10 protein-coding genes and 1 pseudogene are annotated in these 12,649 nt (G+C 42.0%); 5 read left to right on the forward strand and 6 right to left on the reverse strand.

The genetic code is table 11. The features are described from left to right. Nucleotides 1-328 precede the first annotated feature (328 nt). Together NYE65_RS11320 and NYE65_RS11325 are read left to right on the forward strand one after the other, a co-directional pair. Complete coding sequence (locus NYE65_RS11320; RefSeq protein WP_057278137.1) at nucleotides 329-964, forward strand: YigZ family protein; 636 nt, start codon at nucleotides 329-331, stop codon at nucleotides 962-964. A 178-nt stretch (nucleotides 965-1,142) separates the two neighbouring features. Next, entirely contained in the window at nucleotides 1,143-2,165 is a 1,023-nt protein-coding gene (locus NYE65_RS11325) for an LCP family protein (RefSeq protein WP_328175713.1), read from the forward strand. A gap of 197 nt (nucleotides 2,166-2,362) precedes the next feature. Here NYE65_RS11325 and NYE65_RS11330 read toward each other — a convergent pair whose 3' ends face one another. The 3 genes from NYE65_RS11330 to NYE65_RS11340 form a co-directional block, all read right to left on the reverse strand. Beyond that, complete coding sequence (locus NYE65_RS11330; protein WP_340862124.1) at nucleotides 2,363-3,472, reverse strand: glycosyltransferase family 4 protein; 1,110 nt, start codon at nucleotides 3,470-3,472, stop codon at nucleotides 2,363-2,365. Nucleotides 3,473-3,560: 88 nt separating this feature from the next. Beyond that, entirely contained in the window at nucleotides 3,561-4,664 is a 1,104-nt protein-coding gene (locus tag NYE65_RS11335; protein ID WP_340860949.1) for a glycosyltransferase family 4 protein, read from the reverse strand. An 18-nt stretch (nucleotides 4,665-4,682) separates the two neighbouring features. Next, on the reverse strand, nucleotides 4,683-5,426 hold the full coding sequence (locus NYE65_RS11340; protein ID WP_262870935.1) for a WecB/TagA/CpsF family glycosyltransferase: 744 nt from the start codon (nucleotides 5,424-5,426) through the stop codon (nucleotides 4,683-4,685). Nucleotides 5,427-5,537: 111 nt separating this feature from the next. Between NYE65_RS11340 and NYE65_RS11345 the strand changes: the two genes are divergently transcribed. The 3 genes from NYE65_RS11345 to NYE65_RS11355 are packed head-to-tail and all read left to right on the forward strand — an operon-like array spanning nucleotide 5,538 to nucleotide 9,690. Further along, complete coding sequence (locus tag NYE65_RS11345) at nucleotides 5,538-6,968, forward strand: O-antigen ligase family protein (protein ID WP_340860950.1); 1,431 nt, start codon at nucleotides 5,538-5,540, stop codon at nucleotides 6,966-6,968. 4 nt (nucleotides 6,969-6,972) lie between these two features. Next, nucleotides 6,973-8,499, forward strand: coding sequence for a murein biosynthesis integral membrane protein MurJ (gene murJ, locus NYE65_RS11350; protein ID WP_340860951.1), 1,527 nt, complete (start codon nucleotides 6,973-6,975; stop codon nucleotides 8,497-8,499). Between the two features lie 24 nt (nucleotides 8,500-8,523). Beyond that, on the forward strand, nucleotides 8,524-9,690 hold the full coding sequence (locus NYE65_RS11355; protein ID WP_340860952.1) for a glycosyltransferase family 4 protein: 1,167 nt from the start codon (nucleotides 8,524-8,526) through the stop codon (nucleotides 9,688-9,690). Between the two features lie 38 nt (nucleotides 9,691-9,728). On the opposite strand, the gene tagH is transcribed toward NYE65_RS11355, so the two are convergent. The 3 genes and pseudogenes from tagH to NYE65_RS11370 form a co-directional block, all read right to left on the reverse strand. Further along, entirely contained in the window at nucleotides 9,729-10,526 is a 798-nt protein-coding gene (gene tagH, locus NYE65_RS11360) for a teichoic acids export ABC transporter ATP-binding subunit TagH (protein ID WP_340860953.1), read from the reverse strand. A gap of 17 nt (nucleotides 10,527-10,543) precedes the next feature. Next, nucleotides 10,544-11,341, reverse strand: a complete 798-nt coding sequence (locus tag NYE65_RS11365) for an ABC transporter permease (protein WP_034315708.1) — start codon at nucleotides 11,339-11,341, stop codon at nucleotides 10,544-10,546. A 3-nt stretch (nucleotides 11,342-11,344) separates the two neighbouring features. Further along, a pseudogene (locus NYE65_RS11370) lies at nucleotides 11,345-12,550 on the reverse strand (CDP-glycerol glycerophosphotransferase family protein); the annotation flags it as partial. Between the last annotated feature and the right edge of the window lie 99 nt (nucleotides 12,551-12,649).

Genomic DNA, 12,649 nt, shown 5'->3' on the forward strand with positions numbered 1-12,649 from the left:
TTTCAATCAAATGGGATATTCCGCTCCATTGATTATCATATGAAACAGATGCATTTATTAAATGGCAAAATCCTTGAAATGAGAGGACACGTTAAGGTAAAGCCAGGATAATGGCACAGAACTCATGTTTTTCCTATAATGTTATTCTTTTAAGCATATATGACCAGCTAATAACAATAACAGGCAATGAAATTAATTATAACACGTACAGCTTTATCTTATATTAAAGTTTCTTTACACATGCAGTATGTAAATGAATCATGATTGCCACTTTTTCCGCAAAGCCTTATAATAAATCAACTAATAGGAAGCACGAAGGTGGAATAATATGCTCACTCAATATTTAACGGTGGCTGGTCGCGGCGAACATGAAATCGTCATTGAAAAATCCCGTTTTATTTCCCACATCGCCCGGGTCGAAACCGAAGATGCCGCACAGGCCTTTATCCAGGAAATCAAGAAAAAGCACAAAGATGCTACACATAATTGTTCAGCTTATATGATCGGGGAACAAAATCAAATCCAAAAAGCCCTCGACGATGGGGAACCGAGCGGAACGGCAGGCGTCCCTATCCTAGAAGTGCTTAAGAAGAAAGAACTGAAAGACACAGCTGTTGTGGTCACTCGGTATTTTGGCGGCATCAAACTTGGTGCTGGCGGTCTCATTCGCGCTTACAGCAAAGCGACTTCAGAAGGGATAAATGCCACTGGTGTCGTCATTAGGAAACTGATGCGAGTCATTTCGACAACCGTCGACTATACCTGGCTTGGAAAATTGGAAAACGAATTGCGCTCTTCCATTTATCAAATAAAGGAAATTCAATACCTTGATCAGGTCAATATCCTTGTATATGTTGAGGAAACACAAAAAGAGACATATATCGCTTGGATTACAGAGCTGACAAATGGTCAGGGCCATATCACCGAGGAAGAAATGCTTTATTTGGAAGAGGAATTCTCCTGATATACTCCTGCATATTTTCCCTTTTTTTTGCTGTAATATAATTGAAAAGAAATATTTATTTTACGAAATTATTAAATCATTGTAAAATTAGGTGTAATATATGACGAAATATAAACTGCAGGATTCGAAAAATAGCGATATATGTCTGATGCTCGTTATTTAAAAGGAGAAGAAAAAGATGTCTACTACTAGGCGTGTTTATAAAATTAAAAAAACAAAGAAAAAAAGGCGAAAGAGGCTTTGGTTATTGCTTGTTCCCCTTCTGGTACTTGGTCTGGGGGCTTCTACGTATGCTGCAACCCTGTATATGAAAGCCCAGAATGTATTCAATGATTCCTATGACCCTGTGGAAGCTTCAGCAAAGCGAGATGCAGCGATCGACCCGCTCGAAGATAATTTCTCGATCCTTTTCATAGGAATCGATGATAGCAAGGACCGTGACTTAAAAGGAAATTCCCGGTCGGATGCTTTAATGCTGGCCACATTCAATAAAGATCAAAAATCTATAAAGCTATTAAGCATTCCGCGTGATTCATATGTTTACGTGCCAGCTAAAGGCGTAACCACGAAAATCAATGCGGCCCATGCAGCCGGCGGTCCGAAAGCGACCATGGACACCGTAGAGGAGTTACTCGATGTCCCTGTCGATTATTATGTTCGCATGAACTTCAATGCTTTCATCGATGTCGTAGATTCATTGGATGGCATCGAAGTCGACGTTCCTTATGAAATGTATGAAATCGATTCACATGACAAAAAGAATGCCATCCACCTCGAAGAAGGATTACAGACCGTTGATGGGGAAGAAGCATTAGCATTTGCACGGACACGTAAAAAAGACAGTGATATCCAACGCGGCGAGCGTCAGCAGGAAGTGCTGAAAGCCATCATTGCCAAAGCAACCTCTGCTGGATCACTGACGAAATATACAGACGTAATGGAAGCTGTCGGCGACAATATGACAACGAACCTTAAATTCTCGCAAATGAGAGGTTTCATAAATTATGTGACTACCGATAAAGGCATCAATCTTGAAACCATCAAACTTGAAGGTCAGGATTCTACCATTAACGGAACCTATTATTATCAGCTGAACGATACATCATTAGCAAACACTAAGCTGTTGCTTCAATCCCACTTGAACCCGGGACCAGCTGAAGGCAATCAAACTGAAGCAGTTCAATCACAAATACAAGAATAAAGCGGCCCCCCCACTCGTCTTGAGTGGGGGGTTTTTAATGCATTCCGTACCATGTCTTATTTGCAGCCACATACTGCCGCAAGAATGGCCCTAATAAGATCAAGCACGCATTACAAAAAAAAGCCACCAACCGTTACTTCAAACGATTGGTGGCTTTCCAATAATACTAGCGAATCTAGTAATCTATTCCTAAATCATCATGGCTTGTTTTTAAAGTTGAGCATCTTGAGCAACGGCTGGTAGTTTGAATTGACCAAGCCAATTTTCTCCACGAAAATCTCTATGATCAGAAGAAGTCCCGTTACAAGGATCAAAGCTCCCCACACTGTTGCAAATTGAAAGATTATTGCCGCTAAGCCAAAGCAAGCAGCTAAAGCGTAAATGAGCAAGACAGTCTGCTTATGAGTGAATCCCAAGTTTATCAAACAGTGATGTAAATGGGATTTATCAGCAGCCGAAATTGGCTGTTTATTGATGACCCTGCGGATAATCGCGAAAAATGTATCCGAAATGGGCACACCCAAAATGATGATCGGTACGATCAATGAAATCATCGTAACGTTTTTAAACCCTTGCAGGGACAGAACGGCAATGATGTAACCTAAGAATAATGCGCCTGTATCCCCCATGAAAATCTTTGCCGGATGAAAGTTATATTTCAAAAAGCCAAGAGTGCTTCCAATCACGATCAATGCTACCATAGCAACAAATAGGTCCCCTTTAATAAGGGCCATTGTTGCAATTGTCACTAATGCGATCGTCGAGACACCGCCTGCAAGACCATCCAGTCCATCTATTAGGTTAATTGCATTAATGATGCTGACAATCCACAAAATGGTTATCGGTATACTTAAAACACCAAATTCAAGTGTATCTATAAAGAACGGCAAATTGATGAATTCCACTTCAAGACCGCCCCATAATACGATAATGAGGGCAGCCAAAACCTGGCCCAGGAATTTGGGTGCAGCTCTTAATTCAAAAATATCATCTGCCATCCCGATCAAAATGATGACAAGGGCTCCCACCAGAAGGGGCAACTGCTCCCAAAAATCATTCATGAGGGGCAACTGCTCCCAAAAATCATTCATGAGGGGCAACTGCTCCCAAAAATCATTCATGAAAAGCAAGAAAGTAATGAAAAAACTCAAAAATATAGCTAAACCGCCCATGCGCGGCATAACTTTACTATGCACTTTTCGCTCATTCGGTTTATCGGTAGCTCCTAATTTAAAGGCCAGCTTTCCGACAAAAGGAGTCAAAAAAATGGATAATAAAAAGGATACCAACAAGGCCCCTATTAACATCAGGAACGACATCAAAAACCACCTCAATTCAACTAAAAATCTAATACCCGTAACGATCTATAAGAAAACCTATATATAAATGCTTATTTTAATTTTTCATCCTCAAATAAACATTATATACGTTATTGGCTAAAATCTCTATAGAAAAGTTGTTTTTTGCAAATTTTTGTAAATCCGACCCTATCTTTGTCAAGTCCCCTGATTTTTTTAATTCCAAAGCATTGCAGATGGCCAGTTTCAGCTGTTCGACATTGCCGATATCCGTTATCCAGCCCTTGCCCCGATCGGGAATCAATTCCTTTACACCGCCGACATTACTTGTGATTACCGGAAGACCCGATCTTGCTCCTTCAAGTAAAACCAGTGGAAAACTTTCGCTTAAGGAAGTCAATAATGTGATGTCCCCCAACGGGTAGATTCGATCTAAATCTTCACGATACCCTAAAAAGTGCACGTGATCGGATAATCCCTTTTCCGAGACCATCTCCTCCAGAGCGGATTTCCTGCTTCCGTCCCCTGCAAGTATCAGCTTCACATAGGGGAATTCCGATACCACTTCACTTAATGCCGCTAAAGCAAATTCATGACCTTTCACCGGTTCAAGCCTTGCAGGCATGATGATGATGAAGTCATCTTTCTCGAACCCGAAATCTTCTCTTTGAAACGGGAAAGGCAGTTCCTTTTCAAAGTCAATTCCGTTCAGGATCTTTGTTATTTTGGTCGAATGGATTCCTTGGTCAATCAAGTCCTGCTTAAAGCGGTCGGAAACCGCCAGTATATGATCGGCATATTGAAATGACCTTACATGAAGGCCCGTAAACATTTTCCCTTTTACACCCTGCCCTAAAAAATCATGATGAGGCGAACTGTGAACAGTAAGGAGCCATGGGCATTTAATAAGGCGCTTTATAAAAGCACCATATATATTAGCCCTCGGACCATGTGTATGGATGATGTCTATATTATTTAGACGGATAAAGTCCCTTAAAGGTTTCAAAATTGAAAGGTCATATTTGGAATGTTGCTTGAAAAGTTCAGTTTGTATCCCAGAGGACATGGCCCGCCGGTATAGTTCACCCTTTTCAAATACACCAAGCAAACACTCCTCTTTATTCAATTGGTTCAGTAAGGACATAATATGAAACATACCGCCGCCGGTTTCATTCCCAGCGTTTAAGTGCAAGATTCTCATCCAGTCCACTCCTTATGTTCAGGAACGCTGCACCGTTTTCCTTAACCGCCTAACCTTTAATACGAATCTTGGCAGCGCAAGCATCCGTTTCCACCGTGAAGGTTGCTGGATCAGTCGGTACAACCATTCAAGACGCATTTTTTGCCAGAAAACCGGGGCGCGGTTCACCTTTCCCGCAAGTACATCAAAGCTTCCCCCTACTCCCATGAATAACCCTTTATTGAATAACGCATAGTGTCTGGATACCCATTTCTCCTGCCTGGGGAACCCTAATGCAGTCAATATGATGTCAGGTTCAAGTTCCGCTATCGACTTCGGCAGGGCATCATCCTTGATATCAATGTAACCATGGTTGTATCCCACCAACTCGAGACCCGGGTATAATTCTTTCACTTTCAGGGCTGCTGCTTCAATCACGTTTTCCTCCGCTCCAAGCAGATATACCTTCAACGCTTTTTCATCAGCGACCCGAAATAATTCATTCATCAAGTCGAATCCTGTAATCCGCTCTTGTAAAGGTTGATTTAGCCATTTAGAGGCCATAATAATACCAACGCCATCCGGAGTGATGTAATCAGCCGATATAATGATGTCTTTATAGTCCTTATGTTCATTTGCATACTCGACAATTTCGGGATTTGCCGTAACGACAAACGTTTTTTCCTGATTCATCAATCTCGGATAAATCATTCCATTCATGAACTCATCCATATTGCTATCAATGAATGGTATGGTTAGTATCTCAACAAACTTCTCTGTCATTTCACTTCAGCCTTTCATATGTACTATACATCTAAAGGGTGGGGTATTATTCAAGAAATTTTTTCATACACATCATAGAACATGATTTTTGATTCAAAGGTGGTTAATCAATTGAAGTTTATAGAAAAACAATCGTTACCCATTCTATTTCTGTGCCTGCTCATCCCTTCGGCAGTGCCTCACCCTATCGCCGGTTACATGGCAACGGCGTTGATGCTCGTTTTTATCGGTATAAATAAAAAAAACCTGTTATTAATTCTATTCATTTATTTCCCTGCCCGTCCCCTATTGATGGAACTGAATAGCGGCTTAACTTATACAGGTGACCTGATCATCCTCACCTTATTCATTTCTTTGCTTATTGAAAAATTCAAAAAGAACGAATGGGCATTTTCGAAATATCATTTCACTGCGCCATTTTGGTTGTTTTGTTTAATTGGTGCCGGTGCTGCACTCATAAACGGGGTGGGAATCCTCCCCATCTTGTTTGAACTCCGTGCATTACTTATTACATTCTTGCTTCTTTACATTATCGGTGAATTAAACCTAGAAAGAAAGGATATCTTTCGCTTTTTGAAGGTAATCCTAATATTTACTATCTTACTTTGCCTTCATGGTATAGTGGAGAAAATTTTTTCACGTACGATCCTGCTTCCCCGCGCATGGGAAATATGGAACCTTTCTCCAACAAATCGGATGAGGATATATGGAGCACCAGCCAATCCTAATGTATTTGCCTTATTCTTAAGCATCCAGTTATTCCTTGGTTTCTTTCTATTTCAGTCGCTGAAAAAATATAAATGGATCGTCTTCCTGGCAGCCATCCTGATTTCCGGAACGTTACTGCTTACCTATTCGCGGGGCACGATGATTGCATTCGGGTTCGCTGCGCTTGTCTTTATAATTTGGACTAGAAATAAACCATTTCTCAAATATGCTGTAGGAGCGTTTTGTCTCGGCCTGCTTCTTATTTATTACCCAGTTTTATTTGCATCAAGCAAAGTGGAGGTATCCGCATCGATTCCCATGGAAAACGTGGTGATCGGCAGCACCCCCTCTTCCGAACACGAACATGCCCTCTCCAATCGTTTTTCAGAAATGTTCTCTGATAAGACCCTGCACCAAAGTACGGAATGGGGCCGGTTATATGTCCTAATCAAGGGAATTGAAATTTTCAAAGATCACCCGATAATCGGCACCGGGCTAGCAACCTTCGGAGATTCTGCCACACTTTCCTTCTCCTCACCAATCTATCAGGAGTACCAAATTGGTGAAAGGATGTATACCGATAATCAATATATTCAGATTCTGGTCCAAACTGGTGTGCTAGGCTTCCTTGCAGTTCTTGCATTCATCTTTTTCACCTGCCGGAAAATCCTGAAATCGGGAAAAGGCACATTCGCGGCGTTCAACATCTGCCTGATGTTGGCCGCATTACTAGCAGGACTTTTCTACAATATTCTCGAAGATAAAACGTTTACGCTGATATTTTATAGTTGTTTGGGATTCTGTTTACAGAAGGACATCATTTTAAAGGATTGAAAATATGCCTACTCTTTCAAATGTCATTAAATCGGTCGGGCTCGTCACCATTATTGCAGCCATTGGAAAAGTCCTCGGATTCGGGCGGGAATCGATCATAGCCGCCTATTTCGGGGCATCATCCATGGCGGATGTTTTTTTCGTGGCAAGCCTCATACCAACCATTCTTTTTACGGCTCTCGGCAGCGGTCTTCAGGCCGGCGTTATTCCTATTTACTTGGAAAAGAAAGCGGATAACCCAAAGAAGGCGGACGAATTCATCAGTGTTTTAGGTTCTTTCTTCATGCTGGTTGCCGGAGTGCTGACCATTGCCTGCATGATTTTCATAAAGCCGCTCGTCATGTTGACAGCCCCGGGTTTCTCCGATTCAGAGCTTGCCCTGACAGAATCACTGACCCGGATCATGCTGCCAAGTTTACTATTTTTCACGCTTTCATACATGGCGACGGGGGTCCTGAATGCGAATAAGCGCTTTATTCTGCCGGCACTCACTTCAACTGCACAAAACACGGTCATTATAGCAGCCACCGTATTGTTCGCTGCTCCCTATGGGATTGAAGGACTGGCTTGGGGGTTTGTGTTCGGTGCAGCAAGCCAGTTCCTTATTCAATACCCATCATTGAAGAAATACGGAATCCGGCCCATCGTCTCTTTCCTGCCTCATAAAAGGCAGATCGCACAAACACTGTTCACCTTTTACCCAATCATTATCGCCGCCTTGGCGATTCAGTTGAATAGTGTCGTCGATCGGATCATTGCGACTTCGCTCGAAACTGGGAGCGTATCGGCCCTTAATTATGCGAATCGCCTGCTGTGGCTGCCATTGAGCATTGTGCTTACGCCGCTGATTACCGTATTGTACCCTTCAATCGTCGAGCGCGCGCTTATAAGCTATCAATCTTTCCTTAATTTGACCTTAAAAGGGTTGAAATCGCTGTTATTTCTAGCGATTCCGTTCATGGTCGTCATGTTAATCAGCGGAAACAGCCTAATCACTCTGGCTTTCCAACGCGGGGCTTTCGATGCTTCAGCAACTGATATGACTTATAGGGCATTCCTCTTTTATTCAGCTTGCCTCCCATTCTTTGCACTGAGGGATTATTTGATGAACGCCTTCTACGCCTTGAAGAAAACGAAAGTGGCCATGTATTCCTGCTTGATTGCCGTTTTGCTTAATGTGCTGCTCAGCTGGGTTCTATCACGTTACCTCAGCGTCGGTGGCATTGCTTTAGCATCGGGGATTTCCATGCTCCTGCAATCTCTCTACCTTTTCGGCTACCTGTGGCTGAAGACAGGGAGAACGGACAAGGCCGCTTTCAGGGATGTTTTTCAGGAAAGTGGCAAGCTTACCATCATCGGAGCCATCCTTTACGGAATCGCTCTCTGGATCCATCCGCTTACCCTATCGTTGCCCATCATCATGGAATTGGTGATCATCACGCTGCTGGTATTCGGATTATATCTCGCACTATCCATGCTTTTTAAAGTAGGCAGCCTGCAAGGGCTGAAAAGGATCAAATCATCAAAGTAATCCATTAGAAGAAGGAGTGCCAATATGAACATTTTAATCACAACGATTTTCAACTACCCTCATGAAGGAGGGCTATCGAGCCATATCACTACGTTAAAAAAAGGGTTAATGTCACGGGGCCATAATGTGGACATATTATCTTTCTCTCAATTACCAGCTTTCAAGAGGAAGATGCTCGCCCAGGCTCCCGGATTTTTATTAAATAAAGTAAAACAGGGGAGCGGCCAGCTTTTCAATGATCGGCAACGCCAAAAATTATTGGCTTCATCTATTAACGCCTTGAAAAAGAACTATGATGTCATTAATGCCCAAGACATTTTCGCAACCCTCGCTTCCATCGAATCCGGGATACCAACGGTGCAAACTGTCCATGGATATTATTCATTCGAGGCAGTCAGCAGGGGCGCCCTTCTTCCGGACAGTGAAGAAGATTTGATCATTCGCGAGCTAGAAAGAAAAGCTTATCAGTCCGCTGCAAAAGTTGTGACGGTCGATCAAAGGATCAAAGACTATATAAATCATTTGGCACATATAGAGGCGGATACGATCAAGAACTTCATTGACGTGTCTGCTTTTAAACCGGAGATGGCAAAGCGGGAGCAAACTCGCCGGGACTTTCAAATACCGCTACATAAAAAGATGCTTTTCGTTCCGAGAAGAATGACGGAAAAGAACGGTGTCATCTACCCGCTCCTTGCTTTGCCGGAGGTGCTGGAAAACCATCCTGAAACGGTTTTGGTCTATGCAGGTACAGGGGAACAGCGAAGCCGTCTTGAGGAAACCGCAGCCAGTCTCAATATATCCGCTTCCATACTTTTCCTGGGTTCTGTGCCGTTCGAGAAAATGCATAACCTTTATGAAGCATCGGACATCGTACTCATCCCTAGCGTTCATTCCCATGGGGTGGAAGAAGCGACTTCCATTTCCGCTTTAGAAGCGATGAGTTGCCGCTCACCCGTCATTGCAAGCGCAATCGGAGGTTTAAAGGAGATTCTCATTGATGGCGAAGATGGCCTTTTAGTAGAGGAAAAAAATAAAGAAGCACTTGCACAAGCCATCTCCCTTCTGCTTAAAGACCCTGAATATGCAGCAAAGTTAGCTTCGAAAGCAAGGTATAAAATGGAAAGAGAATACTCCCACCTTTCAGCAGCTGAGCGGTTTGAGAAAGCTTATGTTAAAGTGCTTAACTAAAAAAAAGCAGACCCGAAGCCCGGGTCTGCTTTTCACATTCATACCAGTGCGGAACTACGCCTTTTCATTTGATCTTCACGGTATTTTTTCTGTTCTTGTTTAGACATGGCGTTATATTCTTTTAAGAATGCCTCATATTGCGGCATTACTTCCTTCATGTCACCATATGCCTTTAACTCTCCATATTCAAGCCATAATGCCTTTTGGCAAAATTTCTTCATCTGACCGATTGAATGGCTGACAAAGAACATCGTTTTGCCCTTTGCTTTAAATTCGTTCATTTTCTCTAAACACTTCTCAGCAAAGTTTTTATCCCCGACAGATAAGGCCTCATCAATAATCAGGATATCTGGATCGATATGCACGGAAATGGAAAAACCAAGCCTGGACTTCATGCCGCTTGAGTAGGATTTCACCGGTTGGTCAATGAACTTACCAAGCTCTGAAAACTCAATGATCTCAGGCTCAAGTTCTTTGATGCGATTTTTATCGAATCCGAGCATCAGCATTTTCAGTTCGATGTTTTCCCTGCCCGTCAACTGATTATTCAGGCCCGATGAAACGGCAATCAAGGCCGTTTTCCCATTAGTTTGGACATTTCCGTCCGTAGGCGGGACAATGCCTGCAATAATATTGGACAATGTGGATTTACCTGATCCGTTGACCCCGACAAATCCTATTACATCGCCCTTTTCTGCTTCAAAACTAACATTCCTCAGAGCGAAGTACTCTTCCCCATAGCTTTTAGGCAAAAGGAGATCCAATAATTTTTCCGAGTTTTTATTATATAATTTATACTTTTTCGTTATATCTTTGACTACCACCGATTTTTCCAAATTTTCTCACTTCCAGTTTACTTAAAGTCAACAAAGCGATCTCTGAACCTGACATGCAGCGAGGAACCTATCATAAACAAGATGATAACGACTGCCCAGAAATAAAGCGTATACTCCCAATGCGCTATCAGATACCATGATTCCCCCAACAACGAAGCTCGATACCCTTCCACAATATAATATAGTGGATTCAGCTTCATGATGTTGACTATGGTAGGATGTTCCTTAGCATCCATTACCCAAAGGATTGGTGTTAAATAAAACATGACTTTCATTAAGGACACGATGATATTATGAACGTCACGAATGATGGTTGATAATGTTGAAGTGATTAAACCCAATGAAAATAACAGCAAGACCGTCGCTGCAACATAATACGGCAGTTGCAAGATGTAGAGTGTAGGGAGGTAACCTGTAAACCCTAATAGGATGATGATGACTCCCAGCAGCATGAGATGCTGATACAACTTAGCAAAGATGACATACGATGGAATCACACTCATCGGAAAGCTCATCTTGGACACCATATTCATCCGGGAATAGACGGATTTCGACGTTTGGGTTATGGCCGGGTTCACAAAGAACCAGACAACGATCCCTGCCATCAGCCATGGAAGGAAATCATCCCCGCGATTCAAGATGATAAATCCAAATACAAACCAATAAATCGCAATCTGTATCATCGGATTGATGATTTCCCATAGGACTCCCAGGTAGTTACTGCTGTTGGCACTTTTCACCTCATAAACAGATAAACGCCTTACCAAATAAAAATGTTTGATTTGTTCTTTTAAAACGGTCAAAGCTGAACTCATAAATTACACAGACCTTCCTAAAAACACTTTTTCTACGACACGGCGTGAAGCCTGGCCATCCTCGAGTGCACAAAACCGCTCGTGAAAAGGATTGATATCATTGGTATTTTCATATTTCATCGTCTTGATACTATCAATGACCGCATCAGATGTTTTGACTAACAAACCTGGTGCATTCTTTTCGAAATCAAAGTAAAATCCGCGAAGCTTATCCCTGTAATTTTCAATATCATATACATAGAAAAGCATCGGACGCTGTAAATTTGCGTAATCAAAGAATACGGATGAATAATCGGTAATTAATAAATCCGAAATAAGATACAAATGACTAATATCTTCGTAACTGGATAAATCATAGGCGAATCCTTCATACGCCGATAAATCCAAGTTCTCAGAAACCAAATAATGAAGACGGAGCAAAATGACATACTCCTCCCCCAATTCCCGTTTCATTCGATCCAGATCCAGTTTTATTTCGAACTTATATTTTCCCTTGCTATAAAACTCATCATCCCTCCAAGTCGGGGCATATAAAACGATCTTTTTCTCTATTGGTATACCCAACTTCTGTTTCAATGAGTCGATTGTATCACGATTATTCCCGTTGTAAAGGATATCATTACGTGGATAACCGGTTTCCAGAATTTTAGAGGCATCGACATTGAAGGCCCGGGCAAAGATTTCACTTGAATAAGCATTCGGTGAGATTAAATAATCCCATTTACTTGATTCGGCATGGAAATTTTCTTTATATTTATCCGTCGTCGTTCCAGGCATATGAACTTCATTCATATCCGCCGCAAGCTTCTTTAGTGGAGTACCATGCCACGTTTGCAAATAGATCGTGTGCTTCGGCTTCGGAATCCAAAGCGGAAGCCTGCTGTTCGTCACCCAATAACGGGCCCTTGTCATTTTGAGCAGCCAACTGAATGAAAAACGATCGAGATATGGAATGCCTGCCTCTTCGAAAAAAGCTGCATATCTTTTATCCACGCTCCAATACATTTTATATTCAGGATGGTTACTCTGCAAGTATTCATAAATCGCCCGGGGATTACAGCTATACTGCTTGCCCAAAAAGCTCTCAAAAATGACAAGCTTCTGGTCCACTGGCAACACTGTGCCCGCCAATGCAAAAGCCATTTTATATCCTCTTAAAATAATTGCTTTAGCCTTATTTTTAACTAACGATAGAAAGGAAGGTCTCTTTGAGGTTTGTACATTTTCATTTGACATATCCGATCTCCCTTTTTATTGATTAATGATCATTTCAAACTAAAAATAAGCTCACCCAATAAAAGGGAGAGC

The organism is Peribacillus sp. FSL R5-0717, assembly GCF_038002945.1.
In the GTDB taxonomy this organism is placed as follows: domain Bacteria; phylum Bacillota; class Bacilli; order Bacillales; family DSM-1321; genus Peribacillus; species Peribacillus frigoritolerans.

Bases quoted from the DNA above. Each gene is read 5' to 3' on its own strand.
- NYE65_RS11335 (WP_340860949.1), bottom strand. From the start codon at position 4,664: ATGAGAATCTTGCACTTAAACGCTGGGAATGAAACCGGCGGCGGTATG.
- murJ (WP_340860951.1), top strand. From the start codon at position 6,973: ATGCCTACTCTTTCAAATGTCATTAAATCGGTCGGGCTCGTCACCATT.
- NYE65_RS11340 (WP_262870935.1), bottom strand. From the start codon at position 5,426: ATGACAGAGAAGTTTGTTGAGATACTAACCATACCATTCATTGATAGC.
- NYE65_RS11325 (WP_328175713.1), top strand. From the start codon at position 1,143: ATGTCTACTACTAGGCGTGTTTATAAAATTAAAAAAACAAAGAAAAAA.
- NYE65_RS11365 (WP_034315708.1), bottom strand. From the start codon at position 11,341: ATGAGTTCAGCTTTGACCGTTTTAAAAGAACAAATCAAACATTTTTAT.
- NYE65_RS11320 (WP_057278137.1), top strand. From the start codon at position 329: ATGCTCACTCAATATTTAACGGTGGCTGGTCGCGGCGAACATGAAATC.
- NYE65_RS11330 (WP_340862124.1), bottom strand. From the start codon at position 3,472: ATGTTAATAGGGGCCTTGTTGGTATCCTTTTTATTATCCATTTTTTTG.
- NYE65_RS11355 (WP_340860952.1), top strand. From the start codon at position 8,524: ATGAACATTTTAATCACAACGATTTTCAACTACCCTCATGAAGGAGGG.